This is a genomic window from Streptomyces racemochromogenes (assembly GCF_039535215.1).
Classification (GTDB): Bacteria; Actinomycetota; Actinomycetes; order Streptomycetales; family Streptomycetaceae; genus Streptomyces; species Streptomyces racemochromogenes.
Window position 1 is genome coordinate 791,843 of the sequence record NZ_BAAAWT010000001.1, and the last position, 19,131, is coordinate 810,973.

The 19,131-nt window shown below is 74.5% G+C and carries 22 protein-coding genes; 12 read left to right on the top strand and 10 right to left on the bottom strand.

Annotated elements, in window-relative coordinates; translation table 11 throughout:
- Positions 1 to 197 precede the first annotated feature (197 nt).
- From ABD973_RS03675 to ABD973_RS03685, 3 genes are all read left to right on the top strand, one after another.
- On the top strand, positions 198 to 1,883 hold the full coding sequence (locus tag ABD973_RS03675; RefSeq protein ID WP_345498411.1) for a ricin-type beta-trefoil lectin domain protein: 1,686 nt from the start codon (positions 198 to 200) through the stop codon (positions 1,881 to 1,883).
- A gap of 170 nt (positions 1,884 to 2,053) precedes the next feature.
- A complete protein-coding gene (locus ABD973_RS03680; protein WP_125823244.1) occupies positions 2,054 to 2,233 on the top strand; it encodes a hypothetical protein in 180 nt (59 codons plus the stop codon).
- Positions 2,234 to 2,273: 40 nt separating this feature from the next.
- Positions 2,274 to 3,851 carry a molybdopterin-dependent oxidoreductase gene (locus ABD973_RS03685; protein ID WP_345498413.1) on the top strand — a complete coding sequence of 526 codons (1,578 nt, stop codon included), beginning with the start codon at positions 2,274 to 2,276 and terminating at the stop codon, positions 3,849 to 3,851.
- A gap of 110 nt (positions 3,852 to 3,961) precedes the next feature.
- On the opposite strand, the gene ABD973_RS03690 is transcribed toward ABD973_RS03685, so the two are convergent.
- Together ABD973_RS03690 and ABD973_RS03695 are read right to left on the bottom strand one after the other, a co-directional pair.
- Positions 3,962 to 5,212: a cytochrome P450 family protein gene (locus ABD973_RS03690; RefSeq protein ID WP_125823242.1), complete on the bottom strand. Its 1,251-nt coding sequence runs from the start codon at positions 5,210 to 5,212 to the stop codon at positions 3,962 to 3,964.
- A 116-nt stretch (positions 5,213 to 5,328) separates the two neighbouring features.
- Entirely contained in the window at positions 5,329 to 6,075 is a 747-nt protein-coding gene (locus ABD973_RS03695) for a class I SAM-dependent methyltransferase (protein ID WP_125823241.1), read from the bottom strand.
- 282 nt (positions 6,076 to 6,357) lie between these two features.
- Between ABD973_RS03695 and ABD973_RS03700 the strand changes: the two genes are divergently transcribed.
- The gene (locus ABD973_RS03700) at positions 6,358 to 7,104 is read left to right on the top strand and encodes a TetR/AcrR family transcriptional regulator (RefSeq protein WP_125597396.1); all 747 of its coding nucleotides are present in this window, start codon (positions 6,358 to 6,360) and stop codon (positions 7,102 to 7,104) included.
- Between the two features lie 88 nt (positions 7,105 to 7,192).
- On the opposite strand, the gene ABD973_RS03705 is transcribed toward ABD973_RS03700, so the two are convergent.
- The gene (locus ABD973_RS03705) at positions 7,193 to 8,266 is read right to left on the bottom strand and encodes an enoyl-CoA hydratase/isomerase family protein (protein ID WP_125823240.1); all 1,074 of its coding nucleotides are present in this window, start codon (positions 8,264 to 8,266) and stop codon (positions 7,193 to 7,195) included.
- A 125-nt stretch (positions 8,267 to 8,391) separates the two neighbouring features.
- A complete protein-coding gene (locus ABD973_RS03710; RefSeq protein WP_125823239.1) occupies positions 8,392 to 8,949 on the bottom strand; it encodes a DUF6434 domain-containing protein in 558 nt (185 codons plus the stop codon).
- Positions 8,950 to 9,041: 92 nt separating this feature from the next.
- Here ABD973_RS03710 and ABD973_RS03715 point away from each other — a divergent pair, with 92 nt between their 5' ends.
- The gene (locus ABD973_RS03715; protein WP_345498419.1) at positions 9,042 to 9,635 is read left to right on the top strand and encodes a hydrolase; all 594 of its coding nucleotides are present in this window, start codon (positions 9,042 to 9,044) and stop codon (positions 9,633 to 9,635) included.
- On the opposite strand, the gene ABD973_RS03720 is transcribed toward ABD973_RS03715, so the two are convergent.
- The gene (locus ABD973_RS03720) at positions 9,607 to 10,062 is read right to left on the bottom strand and encodes an ATP-binding protein (protein WP_345498421.1); all 456 of its coding nucleotides are present in this window, start codon (positions 10,060 to 10,062) and stop codon (positions 9,607 to 9,609) included. The two genes, ABD973_RS03715 and ABD973_RS03720, sit on opposite strands and share 29 nt — an antisense overlap.
- A gap of 15 nt (positions 10,063 to 10,077) precedes the next feature.
- Positions 10,078 to 10,443, bottom strand: a complete 366-nt coding sequence (locus tag ABD973_RS03725; RefSeq protein ID WP_125823237.1) for an STAS domain-containing protein — start codon at positions 10,441 to 10,443, stop codon at positions 10,078 to 10,080.
- Between the two features lie 555 nt (positions 10,444 to 10,998).
- On the opposite strand from ABD973_RS03725, the gene ABD973_RS03730 reads away from it, so the two are divergent.
- The gene (locus tag ABD973_RS03730) at positions 10,999 to 12,468 is read left to right on the top strand and encodes an amino acid permease (RefSeq protein WP_125823236.1); all 1,470 of its coding nucleotides are present in this window, start codon (positions 10,999 to 11,001) and stop codon (positions 12,466 to 12,468) included.
- Between the two features lie 97 nt (positions 12,469 to 12,565).
- On the opposite strand, the gene ABD973_RS03735 is transcribed toward ABD973_RS03730, so the two are convergent.
- From ABD973_RS03735 to ABD973_RS03750, 4 genes are read right to left on the bottom strand one after another with little or no spacing between them, the layout of a single operon-like run.
- Entirely contained in the window at positions 12,566 to 13,102 is a 537-nt protein-coding gene (locus ABD973_RS03735; protein ID WP_345504462.1) for a cysteine hydrolase family protein, read from the bottom strand.
- Positions 13,103 to 13,107: 5 nt separating this feature from the next.
- Positions 13,108 to 13,782: an HAD family hydrolase gene (locus ABD973_RS03740; protein ID WP_125823235.1), complete on the bottom strand. Its 675-nt coding sequence runs from the start codon at positions 13,780 to 13,782 to the stop codon at positions 13,108 to 13,110.
- A gap of 22 nt (positions 13,783 to 13,804) precedes the next feature.
- Positions 13,805 to 14,128 carry a plasmid stabilization protein gene (locus ABD973_RS03745; protein WP_125823234.1) on the bottom strand — a complete coding sequence of 108 codons (324 nt, stop codon included), beginning with the start codon at positions 14,126 to 14,128 and terminating at the stop codon, positions 13,805 to 13,807.
- Positions 14,100 to 15,389: a cytochrome P450 gene (locus ABD973_RS03750; RefSeq protein WP_345498426.1), complete on the bottom strand. Its 1,290-nt coding sequence runs from the start codon at positions 15,387 to 15,389 to the stop codon at positions 14,100 to 14,102. Before ABD973_RS03750 ends, ABD973_RS03745 begins: the two co-directional genes overlap by 29 nt.
- 82 nt (positions 15,390 to 15,471) lie before the next feature.
- Between ABD973_RS03750 and ABD973_RS03755 the strand changes: the two genes are divergently transcribed.
- The 6 genes from ABD973_RS03755 to ABD973_RS03780 are packed head-to-tail and all read left to right on the top strand — an operon-like array spanning position 15,472 to position 19,108.
- On the top strand, positions 15,472 to 16,224 hold the full coding sequence (locus tag ABD973_RS03755; protein WP_386381818.1) for a nucleotidyltransferase family protein: 753 nt from the start codon (positions 15,472 to 15,474) through the stop codon (positions 16,222 to 16,224).
- Positions 16,221 to 16,475: a hypothetical protein gene (locus ABD973_RS03760; protein WP_125601022.1), complete on the top strand. Its 255-nt coding sequence runs from the start codon at positions 16,221 to 16,223 to the stop codon at positions 16,473 to 16,475. Before ABD973_RS03755 ends, ABD973_RS03760 begins: the two co-directional genes overlap by 4 nt.
- Entirely contained in the window at positions 16,472 to 17,245 is a 774-nt protein-coding gene (locus ABD973_RS03765) for a metallophosphoesterase family protein (RefSeq protein ID WP_345498431.1), read from the top strand. The genes ABD973_RS03760 and ABD973_RS03765 overlap by 4 nt, the downstream gene beginning before the upstream one ends.
- Positions 17,242 to 17,505 (top strand): CDGSH iron-sulfur domain-containing protein, encoded by a 264-nt coding sequence (locus tag ABD973_RS03770; protein WP_125601028.1) that lies wholly within the window; start codon positions 17,242 to 17,244, stop codon positions 17,503 to 17,505. Before ABD973_RS03765 ends, ABD973_RS03770 begins: the two co-directional genes overlap by 4 nt.
- A complete protein-coding gene (locus ABD973_RS03775) occupies positions 17,502 to 18,089 on the top strand; it encodes a hypothetical protein (protein ID WP_206436596.1) in 588 nt (195 codons plus the stop codon). The genes ABD973_RS03770 and ABD973_RS03775 overlap by 4 nt, the downstream gene beginning before the upstream one ends.
- Positions 18,090 to 18,094: 5 nt before the next feature.
- A complete protein-coding gene (locus ABD973_RS03780; protein ID WP_386381840.1) occupies positions 18,095 to 19,108 on the top strand; it encodes a glutathione S-transferase family protein in 1,014 nt (337 codons plus the stop codon).
- Positions 19,109 to 19,131 lie beyond the last annotated feature (23 nt).

Genomic DNA, 19,131 nt, shown 5'->3' on the forward strand with positions numbered 1-19,131 from the left:
ACAGCGTATCAGCCGCCGTAACATACGGCGTGGGCATTCGTGCCCCCCATCCCGCCCGCCACGGACGTGTGACATCGACCGCGGCCAAATTGCTGGTCATTGAGCCATAACCACCGACTCCCGTTGACAGCGCGTGACCGCACCGCTGCACTGAGGCACGAACATCCACCGGTACTCCCCCACGCCAAGGAGGCCCCGTGCCGCCTCGCCCGCGCGCCGCGCTCCCCTGTCTCACCGCGGCCGCCCTGCTCGCCCTCGCGCTCGTCCCCGCCCCCGCGGCGGCCGAGCCGACCGCGACCTGGGACACCCCGCTGGCCCTCACCCCGCCCATGGGGTGGAACAACTGGGCGCACTACATGTGCGACATCGACGAGGCCAAGGTGGTCGCCAACGCCGACGCCCTGGTCTCCAGCGGTCTTGCCGCCAAGGGCTACGACACGGTGACCGTGGACGACTGCTGGATGCTCAAGGAGCGCGACGCGCAGGGGAACCTGGTCACCGACCCCGTCAAGTTCCCGCACGGCATGGCCTGGCTCGGCAAGTACCTGCACGCCAAGGGGCTGAAGTTCGGCATCTACGAGGACGCCGGCTCCCTCACCTGCGAGCGGTACCCGGGCAGCGGCTCCCCCGACGGCGGCGGCCCGGACCACTACGCCCGCGACGCGCGGCTGTTCGCGTCCTGGAAGGTGGACTACGTCAAGATGGACGGCTGCAACCTGTGGGTGCCGCCCGGGAAGACGAAGGAGCAGGCCTACCGGGACGCCTACAACTCCGTCGCCCGGGGACTGCGCGACAGCGGCCGCCCGATGGTCCTGTCCGCCTCCGCGCCCGCCTACTTCCAGCAGGGCGAATGGGGCGGCTCCGACTGGCACAGGGTCCTCGACTGGGTCGGCGAGACGGGCCAGTTGTGGCGCGAGGGCCGGGACATCAAGGTGTACGCCCCGAACGCCCCCGCCACCTCCCGCTGGAGCTCGGTGCTCGGCAACTACGGCTACAACCGCTGGCTCGGCCGGTACGCGGGCCCCGGCAACTGGAACGACCCCGACTTCCTGATCGCGGGCGCCCCGGGCCTCACGGACGCGGAGAGCCGCAGCCAGGTCGGGCTGTGGGCGATGATGGCGGCCCCCTTCATCCTGTCCTCCGACGTGTCGGCCCTCACCCCGGGCGGGCTCGCCGCGCTGGGCAACACCCGCCTGATCGGGCTCGACCAGGACCCGCTGGGCCGGCAGGGCGCCGTGGTCTCCTCCAACGCCACCTTCGAGGTACTGGCCCGGCCGCTCGCCAACGGCGACCGCGCGGTGGCCGTGCTCAACCGCTCCGGCAGCGCCCGGGACGTCTCCGTACCGCTGGCCGACATCGGGCTGCCGGCCGCGTGCGTGGCGGACGCCGAGGACCTGTGGACCGGGCGCCGCACCGAGGTGGTGGACGCGCTGACGGGGCGGCTCGCCGCCCACGACACGGCCGTGTGGCGGCTCACCCCGCGCGGCTGCGCCGAGGCCGTGCCCACCGGGCAGATCAACGGGCTCGGGGCCAAGTGCGCCGACGGGGCCAGCACCAGCGGGGTCGGCTCGGTGGTCCTCGGCACCTGCACCGCCGGGGCCGACCAGCGGTGGACCCTGGGCGGCGGCGGCCGGCTGAAGCTGGCCGGCGCGTGCCTGACGGCCCGTGCGGGCGGCCTGGTGGAGCTGGCGGACTGCGCCCCGGGCCGGCAGGCGGGCCAGAGCTGGAGCCACCGGCGCGACGGGACCCTGGTCGAGGAGACCGGCGGGCAGTGCCTCACCGCCCCGGCGGCACCCGCGACCCCCGACGCCCCGGCCGAGCGGCTGCGGCTGACGGCCTGCGGCGACCACCAGGTGGACCAGGCCTGGTCCCTCCCGGTCTAGGCCGCCTCCGGCCGACGGCGGCCCGGCGCCCTCACACTTCCGGGGGAACCGGCGCCGGGCGGGCCCCCGCCCGGCGGGGGTGGCGGGTTCACTGGCCCGGGGCGGAGCCGGAACGATTCGGCGGCCGCCCCTTCCCGACGCGGGCCACGAGGCGACAGGAGTGCACCCACATGTCCGAGACCGCGCACGAGCGCACCCAGCCCCCCGCGCCCCCCGCCGGCATCACCGACGGCGTCGTGGAGCTGCGCAAACGGCGCCCGGCCGGTCCCGGCCCCGAGGGGCGTGCCGGCGGCGGGGGCTGCGGCTGCGAGGCGGCGCGGGCGCAGCCGCCGGGAGCGGCGCGCCCGTGAGGGCCGCGGGGCTACCGTGACAGGGCGGAGGTGGCTCCGGATGACCCGAGTACGGGGGGACCGAGGAACGCGCCTGGCGGGCGCCGCCGCCGGCCTGGCCGCGGCGTTCGCCGGCCTGGCCGTCGCGGAGCTCGCGGCGGCGTTCGTACGCCCCGAGGCGGCCCCGCTCACGGCGGTCGGCGGGGCCGTGGTGGACCGTACTCCGGCGGCCGTCAAGGAGTGGGCCGTCCGGGCCTTCGGCACCGCCGACAAGCCCGTCCTGACGCTGGGGACGGTACTGCTGCTGGCGGTGCTCGCCGCCCTGGCCGGGATCCTCGCACCGCACCGTCCCCGCGCGGGCTGCGCGCTCGCCGCCTCGGTGGGGCTCCTCGGGGCGGTGGCGGCCCTGGGCCGGCCGGGGGCGGGCTGGCGGGACGCGCTGCCGTTGCTCGCGGGCGGCGCGGTGGCCGCCGGGGTGCTGTACGTGCTGGCCGCGGCCCTGCGCCGGCCCCGTACCGCGGCCGGCCGTTCCGGCGGCACCTGGCCGCTGGACCGGCGGGCCTTCGGCCGGCTGCTGGCGGCCACCGTGGCCGCCTCCGCCGCGGCCGGGTACGCCGGCCGGCGCCTCGGCGCCCACGGCGCGGCCGGGGCCACCGCCTCCCGGGCCGGCCTGGTCCTGCCGCCGCCCGCCGTCCCCGCGCCGCCGGTACCCGCCGGGGCGGACCTGCGCCTGCCGGGCCTGGGGCCGTTCCTCACCCCCGCCGGGGACTTCTACCGCGTGGACACCGCCCTGGTGGTGCCCCGGGTCGATGCGGACGCGTGGCGGCTGGACATCCGCGGGGAGGGCGTCGCCAGACCCCTGACGCTGTCCCTGCCGGAGCTGCTCGCCCGGCCGCTCGTCGAGCACGACATCACCCTGTGCTGCGTCTCCAACGAGGTCGGCGGCCCCTACGTCGGCAACGCCCGCTGGCTCGGCGTACGCCTCGCCGACCTGCTGCGCGAGGCCGGGGTGCGGCCGCCGTCGCGGGGCGGGCCGGCCGACCAGCTGGTGGCCCGGTCGGTGGACGGGATGACGACCGGCACCCCCGTCGAGGCGGTGATGGACGGCCGGGAGGCGCTGCTGGCCGTCGGGATGAACGGGGCGCCGCTGCCGTTCGCGCACGGATTCCCCGTCCGGATGGTCGTCCCGGGCCTCTACGGGTACGTCTCCGCGTGCAAGTGGCTGCGCGAGCTGCGGCTGACCAGGTTCGACGCGTACGACGCGTACTGGGTGCGCCGCTCGTGGGCGCGGGAGGCGCCGGTCAAGACCCAGTCGCGGATCGACACCCCGCGCCCCCTCTCGCGGCACCCGGCCGGCCCGGTCGCGGTGGCGGGGGTGGCGTGGGCGCAGCACCGGGGGATCTCCCGGGTCGAGGTGCGGGCCGACGGCGGGCCCTGGCGGGACGCCCGGCTCGGGGCGGCCGACGGGGTGGACACCTGGCGGCAGTGGGTGTGGCGGTGGGAGGCGCCGCCCGGGCGCCACACCCTGGAGGTCCGGGCCACCGACGGCCGGGGCGGGGTCCAGCCGGAGCGGCGTACCGGGACCCTGCCCGACGGGGCGACCGGTTGGCACTCCGTCACGGTGGACGTGCGCGCGTAGCGCGGCGGGACCGGGCGGGGTGGGGGGACGCGCTGGGCCGGCTGAGCACGGAGCTGTCCGCGCCGGCCGCCCGTTAGGCCGTCTCCTGGGCCTGGGCCGTGTCCTTGGGATCAGGCCAGGCGGACCGGGAGGGTCTCGACGCTGTTGCCGATGAAGCTGCGCTGGTGGGGGAGTTCCGCCTCGGGGACGGCGAGGTCGAGGCCGGGGAAACGGGTGAAGAGCCGTTCCAGTGCGATGGTGGCCTCCAGCCGGGCGAGCGGGGCGCCGACGCAGTAGTGCGCGCCGTGCCCGAAGGAGAGGTTGCGGCCGGCGCCGGGCCTGGTGACGTCGAACCGGTCCGCGTCGGGCCCGTGGACGGCGCCGTCGCGGCCGGCCGCCGTGTAGCCGGCCAGCACGGGGGTGCCCTTCGGGATGACGGTGCCGCCGAGGGGCAGGTCGCGGGTGGGGTAGCGGAAGGGGAACCAGCTGACGGGCCCGTCCCAGCGCAGGGTCTCGTCGACCACGTCCGACCAGCTCGCCTTGCCCTCGAGGACCAGGGCGAGCTGGTCGCGGTGGGTGCACAGGGCGCGTACGGCGTTGCTGATCAGGTTGAGGGTGGTCTCGTGGCCGGCGACGAGCATCAGCCTCATGGTGCCGATGAGTTCGGCCTCGCTGAGCCGGTCGCCGTCATCGTCGCGGGCGGCGATCAGGGCGCTGGTGAGGTCCTCGCCGGGGGCGGCGCGGCGGGCGGCGGCGATGGTGGCGATCAGCTCGACGAGTTCCCGTACGGCGGCCATGACCTCGGCGGGCGGGACGTCGGTGGAGATGATGACGGTGTTGGAGAGGTGGTGCAGCCTGCCGCGGTGCTCGGGGTCCACGCCGAGCAGTTCGCAGATGACGCTCATCGGCAGCGGCAGCGCGAAGTGCGTGCGCAGGTCGGCGGTCCCGTCGGCGGAGTCCCCGGCGGCGCGGGCGAGGCCGTCGAGGAGTTCGTCGGCCAGGTCCCGCACGCGCGGGCGCAGCCGTTCCACCTGGCGGGCGGTGAAGGCGTTGCCGACGAGGGAGCGCAGGCGGCGGTGGTCGGCGTCGTCGGCGGTGTGCATGCCCTGGGCGTTGGCGAAGACCCGCAGCGGCCAGTCGGCGGGCACGGTGCCGTCGTGCAGGCCGGGGAAGTGGCGGGCGTCCTTGGCCACGTCGGGGTGGGACAGGAACTCCTTCAGCTCCTCGTGCCCGAGGACGACCGCGCCGGGTATGCCTCCCGGGAGGACCACCTCGGCCACCGGGCCGCGGGCGCGCAGCCGGGCGTTGAGGGCGTGGGGGCAGCCGCCGGCGGGGTCGATGACGTGGGCCTGGGGGTGCGCGGGGGCGCGGTCGGGTGTCAAGCGGGCTCTCCTGAGGCTGGCCGGATGGGCGGATCCCGGCCAACAGTGCGGCCTGAAGGGCGTGTTCGACAAGCCCGCCCGCCTCGTTTCCCGGTCCCCGGACCGCGCCGGGGGCGCTAGCGCCGGGTCGGCTGCGGACGCCGGAACAGGGCCGTCCAGAGGAAGGGTTCGCCGAAGAGCGGTGACGCGGCGTCCTCGTCGCGCATCCGGCGCAGTTCGGCCTCCTCCAGGCCCGAGAAGATCAGGCGCAGCGACTCGGGGGTGTAGGCGAGGCCGCCGCCGAGGCTGCCCTGCCGGTAGAGCTCGGCGTCGGGGAGTTCGCTGCCCATGGCGCCGGAGGCGAAGCAGGTGAGGGCGAAGTGGCCGCCCGGGGCGAGGACGCGGTCCAGCAGGGCCAGGTAGCTGACGCGCCGGTGGGGCGGCAGGTGGTGGAAGCAACCGGAGTCGTACACCAGGTCGTAGGGGCCGCCCAGTTCGGCGGTGGTCAGCCGGAAGGCGTCGCCGCGGTGGAAGCGGACGCCGGTGGCGCCGGTGGCGCGGGCGCGCTCCTCGGCCCAGGCGACGGCCGTCGGCGACAGGTCGACGGCGTCGACCTCGAAGCCGAGGGAGGCGAGGTGGAGGGCGTTGCGTCCGGGTCCGCAGCCGAGGTCGAGGGCGCGGCCGGGGCGGATCAGGCCCCTTTCCGCGTACGAGACGAGGTTCTCGTCGGGCTTCGCCACGAAGAAGGGCACGGGCTTGGAGCGGTCGGCGTAGAAGCCGTCCCACCAGGAGGCGCCGTCGTCGGTCCAGCGGTCGGCGTCCCGGGTGAACAGCCCGTCGAGGAGGTCCAGTACGTCTTCCGTCGAGCGTATGGCGCGGTCCATCAACTCCCTTTCGGTCAGGGGGAGATCATAGCCCGGCAGGGGTACGTCATCCCAGGTCGGAGGCGGTGCGGGAGGGGTGCGGGCGGGTGCGTGTCGGTCTGCGGCGGGCGGAGCCTCCCCGCCCGTCCCGACCGGGGCGCGCGGCCGCCACGGGGCCCTCCGAGGGCCGCCCAGGGGCCTCTGCGGCGGGGGCCGGGGCTGCTTTGTGAACGGATTCCGGGGGAGACGCGCCGGGGTGTACGCATGATGCGTACACTGTTCGCATCGGGTTAGGCTGAGAACATGTCCTCTTCAGAGCAGCAGACCCTCGCGCCGGTGCCCTCCGTGTGGACCAGGCCGCGGCGACGGAAGGAACAGCCCGCGCTCAGCCAGGAGCAGATCGTCGCGGCCGCGGTGCGACTCCTGGACGCCGAGGGCATCGAGGCGCTCAGCATGCGCAAGCTCGGCGCGGAGATGGGCACCGCCGCGACCTCGCTCTACCGGCACGTGGCCAACAAGGACGAGCTGATCGAGCTGGTGGTGGACGAGGTCTACGGCGAGCTGGAGCTGCCCGCGGCCGACGGCGCGGGGGAGAAGTGGCGCGAGGCCCTCGCGCAGTGCGGCCACAGCCTGCGGGCGATGGTGCTGCGCCACCCCTGGGTGGCCTCGGTCCTCGGGCAGGTCGGGCTGGCGCACCTGGGGCCGAACCTGATCCGGATGTCGGAACGGCTGCTGGGCCTGTCCGTGTCGGCGGGCTTCCCGGCGGGCGAGGCGGACCTCGCGGTGAAGGCCGTCATCTCCTACGTCATCGGCGCCACCACCAGCGAGGCCTCCTACCTCTCGCTCCTCGCCCGCAGCGGGAAGACCGAGACGGAGTGGCTGGAGTCGCTGCTGCCCGCCGCCGAGGCCGCCCTGGAGGACCACCCCGTGGTGAAGGACCACGCGTACTCCCGGCACAACCAGGACCCGGCGCGACTGCGGGACGAGAACTTCGACTACGGGCTCCAGCGGGTCCTCGACGGCCTCGCGGTCCGGCTCGCCCGGGACTGACGCGGGAGGCCGGCCGGTCCGGGACGCGGGGAGCGGTCCGGTCCGGGACGCGGGGAGCGGTCCGGTCCGGGACGCCCGGCGACCCGGGTCAGCCGCGGCCGGCCCCGGGCTGCGGGAAGGTCAGCTCGCGGTCCTCGCCGAGCGGGGCGAAGTGCCGGTCCACCGAGGCCTGGCGGACCTGGAAGAGGGCGGCCGGGGACCAGCGCGGACGGCGGTCCTTGTCGATCACCTGGGCCCGGATGCCCTCGACCAGGTCGGGCGTCGACAGCGCGGCGGCGGAGACCCGGTACTCCTGCTCCAGCACCCGCTCCAGCGAGTCCAGTTCGCGGGCGCGGCGCAGCGCGGCGAGGGTGACCTTGAGGGAGGTCGGCGACTTGGCGTGCAGGAGCCGGGAGGCCTCCCGCGCGGCCGCCAGGCCCGACTCCAGCAGCCGCTGGTGGATCTCCTCCACGGTGTCGGCGGCGTAGCAGTGGTCGATCCACTCCCGGTCGGCGGCGAGCGGGGCCTCGGGGGTGGTGGCGTCGCCGAACTTGGGCAGCACCTCGGCCACGGGTGCCCTGGTGAGCTCCCAGGTGAACTCCTCCAGCCAGCCGGAGGGCAGGTAGTGGTCGGCGAGTCCGCACAGCAGGGCGTCGCCCGCGCCGACGGCCGTGCCGGTGAGGGCCAGGTGGGTGCCGAGCTCGCCCGGGGCGCGGGAGAGCAGGTAGGTGCCGCCGACGTCGGGGACGAAGCCGATCCCGGTCTCGGGCATGGCCACCCGGGACCGCTCGGTGACGACGCGGACGCCGCCGTGGGCCGAGAGCCCGACGCCGCCGCCCATCACGATCCCGTCCATGAGGGCCACGTACGGCTTGGGGTAGCGGGCGATGCGGGCGTTGAGCCGGTACTCGTCCCGCCAGAAATCGAGGGAGCCGGTGGTGCCCGCCTTCGCGTCGGCGTGGATGGCCCGGATGTCCCCGCCCGCGCACAGGCCGCGCTCCCCGGCGCCGCGCAGGAGTACCTGGCTCACGGCGGGATCACCCTCCCAGGCCGCAAGGGCTTCCCCGATCCGCAGCACCATGGTGTGGGTGAGGGCGTTGAGGGCGTGGGGGCGATTGAGGGTGATCAGCCCCGTACAGCCGTCGGTCTCGATCAGAACGGTGTCGTCGGTCACGTCCGTCAGTATGTCTCCTCCCCCGCCCCATGAAGATCGTTTCTGGTGGACTTGTCAAGTCTGACCGGATTCGGGGTGAACCAGGTCTGTACCAGAGGTTTGGGAAACGAGGGGGCACAGCACCCGGGCGCGGCTCAGTCGCGGGGGCGGGCCCGGTGTTCGCGCCAGGCGGCGAGCGCCTGGTCACGGGCGCCGTCCGGGTGGCGGGCGTGCCAGTCGCGCAGGAACCGGTTGAACTCGAACTGGGCGCCGACCTCCTGGGGTTCGGCCGCGCGCTGCCGCGTGGCGTGCCAGTGGGCGACGGCCTCGGCGAGGGTGCGGCCCGCGCCCTGGGATACGTACTCCCGCATGAAGGCGTCGAAGTGGAAACCCGGTCCGATCTCGCGGAGGAAGAACTCCCGGAGCACCTGGCTGCACCGCTGGCCTTCGGGGATCACGCTGGCCGGGCCGACGGGCGCCTTCAGCTGGCGCCCGCCCCGCCGGGCGGCCGGGGCGGGGGCCGGGAGGGCGCGGCCGTCCAGCGCGGCGGCGAGCCGTTCCGTGAGCGCGGCCTTGCCGCCGCCCGTGGAGACGCCCGTCCGCCGGGCGAGCCCGGTCAGCTCCTCCAGCGTCCAGTACCAGCGCAGCAGCTCGGCCCCGGACAGCTCCGGGGTGGGCTCGGGCCGGCTCTCCCCCACGTGATTCGCACTCATGTTCCCATCCTAGGGGGGCGACGACGGCGACACGGCCGCCCCGCCGCAGGACACGCGTGCAACCGCGCCCGCCCTTTCCTACGGTCGTCCCCATGACCTCCCCCTCCCCCGCCTCCGCTCCGGTCCTCGACACCGGCACCGCGCTCGTGCTCATCGACCTCCAGCGGGGCATCCTCGCCCTGCCCACCGCCCGCCCCGGCGAGGAGATCCTGCGCAACGGCATCGCGCTCGCCGAGGCCTTCCGGGCGCACGGACTGCCGGTCGTCCTGGTGAACGTCGCCTGGTCGCCCGACGGCGGCGACCTGCCGACCACCGACGTCGACCGCCCCGGCCCCGCCACCGCCCCGCCGGCCGCCTTCTCCGAGATCCCGGCCGAACTGGCCGCGCTGGGGGACGTGACCGTCACCAAACGCCACTGGGGCGCCTTCACCGGCACCGAGCTGGACCTCCAGCTGCGCCGGCGCGGGATCCACCGGATCGTCCTTGCGGGCATCTCGACGAGCATCGGCGTGGAGTCCACCGCCCGGGCCGCCTGGGAGCACAGCTACGGCCTGGTCTTCGCCGAGGACGCGACCGCCGACGTGGACGCCGACTCGCACGCCCACACCTTCGGCAAGATCTTCCCCCGGATCGGCCGGGTCAGCACCACCCGCGAGATCATCGCGGTTCTGGACACGCTCCACTGAGGGTGCCCGGGCACGCCACTTCCACCCAGACGCACTTGCCGGCGGCCCCGGGCCGCGTGCCCCAGGCCCGGGCCAGCCGGTCCACGATCATCAGCCCGTGCCCACCCGGCCGACTGGGGTTCCTCCCGTCCCCCGACGGCACGGGCGGCGCCGGGTTGGAGTCGGTGACCTCGATCCGCAGCCGGTCGTCCGTACAGTCCAGGACCAGGACCCCGGGCCCGCCGCCGTGCAGGCAGGCGTTGGCCACCACCTCGGAGACCAGCAGCAGGACGTCCTCCACCGCCTCCCGCGCCGCCGGAGTCCGCACCGGCAGCCAATGCCAGGCGGTCAGCGCCCGCCGGGTGAAGTCACGGCTGCGCAGGACGGGGTCGGCCATCCCCTCGAGAACCAGGAGCCAGTTGCGCTCGGCCGGGCCACGCTGCTCCACGGCTCTCGCCCCCTCTCATCGCCCCTGGTTGGCACCCAGCGCCTGAGCGACGTCGGCGTGGACCGGGAAGACCCCGTCAGCGCCGGTGATGCGGAACATCCTGGCGACCGGCCCCGCCAGCCCGGCCAGCTCCAGGCTGCCGCCGGCCTCCTGGACGGCCAGGCGGCCGTGGAGCAGGGCGTTGAGACCCGTCGAGTCGCAGAAGCGCAGTCCCGCCATGTCGACCAGCAGCCGGCCGCCCCGCCGGGCGGCCGCGTCCAGGGCCTCCTTGAGGGGTCCCGCCGTGTCATGGTCCAGCTCACCGCCGAGGGTGAGCAGTACAACCCCGTCCACCGTCCGCACCGCGACGGTGAACCGCTTGTCGTCCGCTCCGGAGACCATCCGGCATCACCTTCCGTCAGCTGCCCCCTACGCCTTCCCCCAGCCCGACGCTATATGCGGCGCCGCCGCACTCCTCGGGACTCCCGGGGAACCCGGCGGGTTTTCCCCCGGGCGGCCCGGTCCGATGGACGAAGGCCCCGGCGGTGGCACCGAAGGGCATCGACCGACGGACATCGGGTGGCGCCACAGTTCGGCGTTCACGCTGCGTGACCGTCGCGGCGCCCGTGCGGGACGGCGGTGGCACGCGTTGCCTCGATGTCATTGTGCGTTCGCTCAGCGGAGGCTCAGATCCGGATAACGATGACATCACTGCGCAAGGGTCTTTGGGCCTGGTCACGGGCGAATGGCCGATTTGCCGGTGATGTTCGCCACGGCCCCGCGCCGGACACCGTGGTACATCTTCTCGACCGCCTGCCGGACCACCCACGTCCGGACAGGGGCGCTGAAGTCGGCCGACCGCCGGCATGCAACTCCATCAGCATCCGGGGGATCGGAACCCGATCCGCGGCCGAGCACGGCGGCGGATCGGCATGGAGCGGAAAGGCGCACCAGAGCATGACCTCGACGCAGGTCGAACAGCACCACGGCGACGACAACGCCACCACGGGCACCACGCCCGAGGAGGGCTACGAGCGCGGCCTCGGCAGCCGCCAGGTCCAGATGATCGCCATCGGCGGCGCCATCGGCGTCGGCCTCTTCCTGGGAGCCGGGGCGAACATCGCCAAGGCCGGGCCCAGCCTCATCCTCATGTACGCCCTCGCCGGCGTCATCGTCTTCTTCATCATGCGAGCGCTCGGCGAGCTGCTCCTGTACCGCCCCGTCTCGGGTTCCTTCGCGGAGTACGCCCGCGAGTTCCTGAGCCCGTTCTTCGGGTTCGTGACGGGCTGGACGTACTGGCTCATGTGGGTCGTCACCGGCATGGCCGAGCTGACCGCCGCGGCCATCTACGTGCACTTCTGGTTCCCGGACGTCCCCCAGTGGGTGACCGCCCTGGTCTTCCTGGTGGTCCTGTACGTCGCCAACCTCATCTCGGTGAAGATCTTCGGCGAGATCGAGTTCTGGTTCTCGATGGTCAAGGTCACGGCCCTGATCGGCATGATCGTGATCGGCATCGGCGTGGTCACCTTCGGCTTCAGCCAGGCCGGTGACACCGCAGCCGTGTCCAACCTCTGGGCCTTCGACGGCATCTTCCCCAAGGGCGTCGGCTCCAGCCTGATGACCCTGCAGGGCGTCATGTTCGCCTACCTGGCCGTCGAGCTCGTCGGCGTCACCGCCGGCGAGTCCGAGAACCCGGAGAAGACCCTCCCCAAGGCCATCAACACCCTGCCCTGGCGCATCATCGTCTTCTACGTCGGTGCGCTCAGCGTGATCCTGATGGTCGTCAAGTGGACCGAGTTCCAGCCCGGCGTCAGCCCGTTCGTGGCGGCCTTCGCGAAGATCGGCATCCCGGCCGGCGCGGCGATCGTCAACTTCGTGGTGCTCACCGCGGCCCTGTCGTCCTGCAACTCCGGCATGTACTCCACCGGCCGCATGCTGCGCGACCTGGCCGCGAACTCCGAGGCGCCCAAGCTGCTGGGCAAGCTCAGCTCCACCAAGACCCCGGCCGTGGCCATCACCCTCTCCACCGCCCTCATGGGCATCGGCGTGGTCCTGAACTACGTCGTCCCGGAGAAGGCCTTCGGCTACGTCACCTCGGTGGCGACGGCGGCCGGCATCTGGACCTGGCTGATGATCCTGGTCAGCCACATCCGCTACCGCCGCGCGGTGGACGCGGGCAAGCTGCCCGCCTCCTCCTTCCCGGCGCCGGGCGGCACCATCTGCAGCTGGATCGCCGTGGCCTTCCTGCTGCTGGTGACCGTGATGATCGCCATCGACCCGGACAGCCGCGTCTCCCTGTACGTGGGCGCCGGCTGGGCCGTCTGCCTGGCCATCGGCTGGGCCGTGCTGAAGTCGCGCAACCCGCAGGTCGCGGCGCGTGCGGCGGGCGACGCCGACGAGGCGCTGGAGCCCGCGGCCCGGTCCTGACCGCTGACCGCACTCCCCCGAAGGGGGCGTGCCGGCCCCTCCCCCGGCCGGTGCGCCCCCTTCGGCGTGCCCGCCCCGGCTCCGCCGCGAGTCGCGGTCACAGGCGGACGTCCGCGGCGTCGCGGACCTCCGCGGCCATGTTCACCTCCATCATGCGCAGGGCCGCGTCCGCCAGGTCCCGGTGGATGTGGGCCACGGCGTCGCGGCCGACGGTCACGTCCAGGTGGCGGACGTGCGCGTCGAGGGCGGAGTAGAGGACGCACTGCTCGGTCACCTGGCCGCACAGCACCAGCCGGCCGACGCCGAGCCGGCCCAGGAGGTAGGCCAGCGGGGTCTCGTAGAAGACGGAGTGGCGCGCCTTGACGACGAAGAGGGACTCCTCGTCGGGCCGGACGGGCTCGACGAGGTCGGCGTGCGGGCCGGCGAGGGCCGCTTCCAGGATCTCGCCGTGGTGGGAGCGCCACAATCCGAAGTTGTCGTTGACGTAGACGACCGGGACCTTCCGCTCGCGGGCGGCGCCGAGCAGGGTCCCGATCCCGGTCAGGACCTCGCTCACCGAGGGCAGCAGCAGTTCGGCGTCCTCGTGCTCGTAGGTGTTGATCATGTCGATGACGATCAGCGCGGTCTCCGGCACGGCGCTCACCCCGCCCGCTCCGCCGCCGCGAAGGGACTCCGGTCGAGGTGGGCGAGCAGGTCGGCCGGGTCCCGGTACACCGCGCGGGCGCCGGCCTCCTCCAGGTCGGCGCGCGGGATGCCGCCGCACAGCAGGCCGACGCAGGAGACGCCGGCCCGGGTGCCGGCCCGCATGTCCCACACGGTGTCGCCGACGAGGACGGAGCCGCGCGCCCGCGCGCCCGCGAGGCCGAGGGCGTGGTGTACCGGGTCGGGTGCGGGTTTGCCCTCGTCGACGTCGTCGGAACTGGCCGTGGCGGTGATGGCGTCGTCGGCGTCGACGGCTCGCCGCAGGGCGTCCAGCTCGGCCTCCTTGGCGGAGGTCACGAGCACCACCCGCCAGCCCCGCCGGTCCAGTTCGCGCAGCAGCCGGGAGGCCGAGCCGAACGGGGGCAGCCGGTCGAACCAGGTGGCGTAGAGGGTCTCGTGCGCCGCGGACAGCCGCTCGTCCTCGGCGGTGTCGCGGTCCTCGCCGAGGAGGTGCGCGAGCAGGTCCTCGCCGGGGAGGCCGACCGCGCGGTGGACGTCGTGCATCGCCACCTCGTGGCCCGCCTGCCGCAGTGCCTCCCACCAGCACGTGACGTGCAGGTGGTTGGTGTCGACGAGGGTGCCGTCGACGTCGAACAGCGCGGCCCGGTTCATGCGTGCCTCCCTGGGGCGGGGTTCAGTAGCCCAGTTCGCGTTCGAGTTCGGCCTTGTCCATGGAGGAACGGCCGTGCAGGTTGCGGCGTTTGGCCTCCGCGTAGAGCTGGTCGTACGTGGGGCCCCGCGACCCGCTGTGGGAGTGCAGCCCGCCGCGCCGGGAGGAGGAGATGTCGTCGAGGGAGCTCTTGCTGGCGGTCTTGGACTCGCCCGCGCGGGCGCGTTCCTTGTTGACGGTGCGCGCCGCGATCTCCTCGGCCCGCTCGGGGCTCTCGCCGCGTTCCTCGGCGCTCTCCTTGATGTGCTCGTACTGCCTTTCACGCTTGGGACTGGAACCTCGGGGCATGGTGACTCCTCTGCCGGGACGGGACCGACACGGTGAACCCGCTGCGCGGCCGTGTCGGGATGCGGTGGAGCGGGATCCGCAGGTCCTGCTCGGGGACCTCGGTGTCCAGGCCGGCCAGGGCGGAGGCGAACTCCGCGAGCAGCCCGACGGTGATGTCCTCGCCGGGGCAGCGGTGGCCGGTGCGGGCGTCGCCGCCGCCCTGGGGGATGAGTGCGCCGGGGCCGGGCTCGCGGCCGAGGAAGCGCAGCGGGTCGAAACGGTAGGGGTCGGGCCACAGGGCGGGGTCGTGGTGGTGGCCGTACACGTCGAGGAGGACCAGGGTGCCCTCGGGGACGGCCTGCCCGCCGAAGCGCAGGTCGCGGGCGGCGAGACCGCCGACGAAGGGCACGAAGGGGTAGAAGCGCCGCACCTCGTGGGCGAAGGCCCTGGCGTACGCCCCGTCGTCCGCGCGCAGCGCGTCGGCGAGCCGGGGCCTGCGGTGCAGGGCGTGCGCGGCGAAGGCCACGAACCAGGCGACGGCGACGCAGGGGCGGATGACGTTGAGCAGTTCCACGGCCGCCGTGCGCGGGTCGAGGAGCCGGCCGTCGGCGTCGCGGTGCCGGGCGACCGCCTCCAGCGCGGTGTTCCCGCCGCCCGGGGGGAGGGCCTGGTGGAGGCGGGTCACGCCGCCGCGGAGCTCCTCGACGGTGCGGGCGAGGGATTCCTCCTGGCGGGCCCGGGCCCGGCGGGCCCGCCAGTGGCGCGGTCCGGGGGTCGCGAAGCCGTCGACCATGGCCACGCAGTCCTCGGCGATCTCGCGGGCGGCGTCCTCGGGTACCGCGAGGCCGGTCCAGTCGCAGACGGCCCGGGCGAGCACCGTCGCCGCCTCGTCGAACAGGACGGCGCCCCGGCCCTCCCATCCGTCGACGGCGGCCGCCCAGTGCCGGCGTACGAGTGTGGTGAGCCGGTCCACGGAGCCGTCCCGCATCAGCAGGGACACGAACAGGGCCTTGCGGACCCGGTGCCGCTCGCCGTCCAGGGTGTGGACGGCGCCCCGTCCGAAGAGGGTGTCGAGCACGGGCCCGGGGAGCGCGCCGTCCCGGAGCACGTGCCGCTCGTCGTAGAAGAAGTCCACGGCGGCCGGGCCGTGCAGCAGGAGCGCGGGCCGGCCCATCAGCCGGGTCCGGACGGCGGGCGGGTCGCCGTGGCGGCGCCGCAGGTCGGGGGCCCAGGCGTAGCCCTGGGTCAGCAGGGGGACCGTGCTGTCGATCAGTGGGGACATGCCGCCCGCCTACCCGGCGCGTCCCGCGGCACTCCTCGCGCCCCGGGGGTTTCGACACGGCCGGACGGGTTAGGCGGGGGCCATGCCCGACCGTGACACCGTGCGGGTGGAACCAGGGAGGCGCCCCGTGGCCGCACGTACCTCCTCCGCCCTCGAGGGCGTCGCCCCGCCGGAGGGCCTGACGGCTCCCGCGCCGGCCGAGGGAGCGCTGCCCAAGGACCACACCCAGGCGATCCTGGAGACGACCAAGCGGGTGGCCGCCCTCCTGAAACGTTCGGGGCCGCCCTTCGCCCTCGCCGGCAGCGTGGCCGCCTTCGCCCACGGCCTGCCGGCCCGCTTCCAGCACGACACGGACTTCTGCGTGCGCCCCGAGGACGCCGACCAGGCGGTCAAGGCCCTGGAGGACGGTGGCATCGCCATGCGCCGGGCCCCGGAGGACTGGCTGGTCAAGGGCCGCTCGGGCGGGGAGGAGATCGACCTGATCTTCGAGCTGGCCCGGCGTCCGGTCGGCACGGAGCTGCTGGAACGGGCGAGCGTCAAGGCGGTGGACTCGGTGTGGATGCCGGTCCTCTCGCCCACCGACCTGATGGACAGCCGGCTCGCCGCGCTGTGCGAGCACTACTGCGACTTCGGCGACCTGCTGCCCATGGCCCGCATGCTCCGCGAGCAGATCGACTGGGCCCGGCTGGAGCGCGACCACCGGGCGCAACCGCTGCCCGACGCGTTCTTCCACCTGCTCGAACGGCTCCGCGTCATCGAACGCACGGACGTGGCGGGAGCGGGCGTGACCGGAGAAGGAGTGACCGGAGAAGGAGCGACGGGAGAACGGACATGACCTCCAGCGGCATCATCGAGTACCGCATCGAGCACCTGCGCGAGCGCCTGGCCCGCGAGGAACTGGCCGAGCTGGGCGTCCGGGTCGAGCTGCACGGCGCCCGCGCCGTGCTCCGCGGCTGCGTGGGCGACGAGGAGCGCAAGGCGGCCGTCCTGCGGATCGCCGACGAGGAGCTGGCGGGCCACGACTGGTACGAGGACATCACCCTGAGCCGGGCCCGGCCCCCCGACCACGCCGAGGAGCTGTCGTGATCCGCGTCGCCGCCGTCGGGGACATCCACCTCGGCCCGGACAGCGCCGGGCTGCTGCGGCCCGCCTTCGACACCCTGGGCGGCTGCGCCGACCTGCTGCTCCTCGCCGGCGACCTGACCCGGCACGGCACCCCGGAGGAGGCGCGGGTGGTGGCCGCCGAGGCCGCCGGGCTCCCGGTGCCCGTGGTCGCGGTGCTCGGCAACCACGACTACCAGAGCGACCGGCAGGAGGCCGTCGCGGACGAGCTCCGCGCGGCGGGCCTGTACGTGCTGGAGGGCGACGGCGTCCTCCTCGACCTCGACGGCACCCCCGTGGGGATCGCCGGGACCAAGGGCTTCTGCGGCGGGTTCGCCGGCCGCGCCGGAAGCGAGTTCGGCGAACCGGAGATGAAGTCCTTCATCCGCTGCACCCGCGCCAGCGCGAAGGCCCTCGGGCGCGCCCTGCGCGAGCTGCGCGAGGCCGGCAGCGCGCTGCGCATCGCACTCACCCACTACTCCCCCGTGCCGGACACCCTGGCGGGCGAGCCCCGCGAGATCTACCCCTTCCTCGGCAGCTACCTCCTCGCGGAGGCGATGGACGAGGAGGGCGCCGACCTCGCCGTCCACGGCCACGCCCACCTCGGCACCGAACACGGCATGACGGCGGGCGGGGTCCAGGTCCGCAACGTGGCCATGCCCGTCATCGGACAGGCGTTCTCGGTGTACCACCTCTCCCCCGACGGTGCCGCCGCGCACCGGTCTACCACCACTCCCCAGGAGGCGCGCACATGAACGCTCCCGACCCCGCCGCCCGCCGGGTGGCGGTGGATCCGGCCGGGCCGGTGCTCGTCGAGGGCCCCGTGGAGGTCGTCCTCGACGACGGCACCGTCGTCCGCTCCGACCGGTTCACCGTCGCCGTGTGCACCTGCCGCCGCAGCCGCACCTACCCGTGGTGCGACACCAGCCACCGGCCCCGCCGCCGCGAGGCGGCGCCCGGGGACGGAGGCGGGGCGCCGTGCACGGGTCCGCCCGACCGAGAGGAACCGTCATGAACAGCCGCCCCACCGCCGGCCGTCCGGCGCCCGAGCTGCTGGGCATCTACCTCAACGACCACCTCGCCGGGGCGAGCGCCGGCACCGAACTGCTGCGCCGCGCCGCCCGCGCCCACCGCGGCACCGCCCTCGGGCCGCCGCTGGCGGCGCTGGCCCGGGAGGTCGCCGAGGACCGGGAGAGCCTGCGCGCCGTCATGGCCGGCCTCGGCGTCCCCGAGTCACGGGTCCGCGCGGCGCTGGGCGGGCTCGCCGAGAAGGCCGGCCGGCTCAAGCTCAACGGGCACCTGTTCACGCGCTCGCCGCTCAGCGACGTCCTGGAGCTGGAGGCGATGCGTCTGGGGGCGGAGGGCAAGGCCTGCATGTGGCGGGCGCTGCTGGCGCTGGCGGACCACGGCGCCCGGGTCGACGGGGACCGCCTGCACGAGCTGCTGCGGCGGGCCGAGCGGCAGATCCGGATCCTGGAGACCCTGCGCGGGGAACGCTCCGCGCAGGTGTTCGCCCCCGACGTGGCGGGGACCACGGCAGCCCGCCGCCGCGACACCGCTCGTTCGCCGGCGCACCACGCGGGCAGGCGCACGGCGTGACGTACGTGAGCCCCGGCAAGGGGTACGAGCGCGACAGCCGCTACATCGCGACGCGGATCACCGCCGACGGCCGCGACGGCTTCCCCGTGCTGCCGGGGCACTACCGCCTCGCCGTCAGCCGGGCCTGTCCGTGGGCGAGCCGGGCGGTGGTCGTCCGGCGGCTGCTGGGCCTGGAGCGGGCCCTGCCGATGGCCGTCGCCGGCCCGGTCCACGACGACGACAGCTGGACCTTCGACCTCGATCCGGGCGGCCGGGACCCGGTGCTCGGCATCGAGCGCCTCAAGGAGGCCTACCTGGCGCGGGACCCCGGTTACGACCGCGGCGTCACGGTCCCCGCGATCGTCGACGTCCCGACCGGCGCGGTGGTCACGAACGACTTCCCTCAGATCACGATCGACATGTCGCTGGAGTGGACGCCCCACCACCGCCCGGGCGCGCCCGAGCTGTACCCGGCCGCGCTGCGGCCGGACATCGACGCGGTGAACGAGGTGGTCTACCGGGACGTGAACAACGGCGTCTACCGGGCCGGGTTCGCCGGCTCCCAGGAAACCTACGAGGAGGCGTACGAGCGGCTGTTCGCCCGGCTCGACTGGCTCTCCGACCGGCTCGCGCGCTCGCGCTACCTGGTCGGCGACACCCTCACCGAGGCCGACGTACGGCTGTTCACCACGCTCGTCCGCTTCGACGCCGTGTACCACGGCCACTTCAAGTGCAACCGGAACAAGCTCGCGGAGATGCCGGTGCTGTGGGGGTACGCGCGGGACCTGTTCCAGACGCCCGGCTTCGGCGACACCGTGGACTTCGACCACATCAAACGGCACTACCACCTGGTGCACACCGACATCAATCCCACGGGCATCATCCCGGCGGGGCCCGAACCGCGGGCCTGGCTCGCCCCGCACGACCGGGCCGGCCTCGGCGGCCGGCCCTTCGGCGCCGGCACCCCGCCGGGGCCACCGCCCCGCGAGGAACGGGTGCCGGCGGGCCACAACCCCCTCCCGGGCGCGGGCCCGGCGTAGGCGCGGGCCCGGCGTAGGGGGCC

Excerpts from the sequence above, each read along its gene's own strand:
- ABD973_RS03680 (WP_125823244.1), top strand. The coding sequence starts at position 2,054 with ATGTCCGAGACCGCGCACGAGCGCACCCAGCCCCCCGCGCCCCCCGCC.
- ABD973_RS03685 (WP_345498413.1), top strand. The coding sequence starts at position 2,274 with ATGACCCGAGTACGGGGGGACCGAGGAACGCGCCTGGCGGGCGCCGCC.
- ABD973_RS03695 (WP_125823241.1), bottom strand. The coding sequence starts at position 6,075 with ATGGACCGCGCCATACGCTCGACGGAAGACGTACTGGACCTCCTCGAC.
- ABD973_RS03700 (WP_125597396.1), top strand. The coding sequence starts at position 6,358 with ATGTCCTCTTCAGAGCAGCAGACCCTCGCGCCGGTGCCCTCCGTGTGG.
- ABD973_RS03710 (WP_125823239.1), bottom strand. The coding sequence starts at position 8,949 with ATGAGTGCGAATCACGTGGGGGAGAGCCGGCCCGAGCCCACCCCGGAG.
- ABD973_RS03715 (WP_345498419.1), top strand. The coding sequence starts at position 9,042 with ATGACCTCCCCCTCCCCCGCCTCCGCTCCGGTCCTCGACACCGGCACC.
- ABD973_RS03725 (WP_125823237.1), bottom strand. The coding sequence starts at position 10,443 with ATGGTCTCCGGAGCGGACGACAAGCGGTTCACCGTCGCGGTGCGGACG.
- ABD973_RS03730 (WP_125823236.1), top strand. The coding sequence starts at position 10,999 with ATGACCTCGACGCAGGTCGAACAGCACCACGGCGACGACAACGCCACC.
- ABD973_RS03740 (WP_125823235.1), bottom strand. The coding sequence starts at position 13,782 with ATGAACCGGGCCGCGCTGTTCGACGTCGACGGCACCCTCGTCGACACC.
- ABD973_RS03745 (WP_125823234.1), bottom strand. The coding sequence starts at position 14,128 with ATGCCCCGAGGTTCCAGTCCCAAGCGTGAAAGGCAGTACGAGCACATC.
- ABD973_RS03750 (WP_345498426.1), bottom strand. The coding sequence starts at position 15,389 with ATGTCCCCACTGATCGACAGCACGGTCCCCCTGCTGACCCAGGGCTAC.
- ABD973_RS03755 (WP_386381818.1), top strand. The coding sequence starts at position 15,472 with ATGCCCGACCGTGACACCGTGCGGGTGGAACCAGGGAGGCGCCCCGTG.
- ABD973_RS03760 (WP_125601022.1), top strand. The coding sequence starts at position 16,221 with ATGACCTCCAGCGGCATCATCGAGTACCGCATCGAGCACCTGCGCGAG.
- ABD973_RS03770 (WP_125601028.1), top strand. The coding sequence starts at position 17,242 with ATGAACGCTCCCGACCCCGCCGCCCGCCGGGTGGCGGTGGATCCGGCC.
- ABD973_RS03775 (WP_206436596.1), top strand. The coding sequence starts at position 17,502 with ATGAACAGCCGCCCCACCGCCGGCCGTCCGGCGCCCGAGCTGCTGGGC.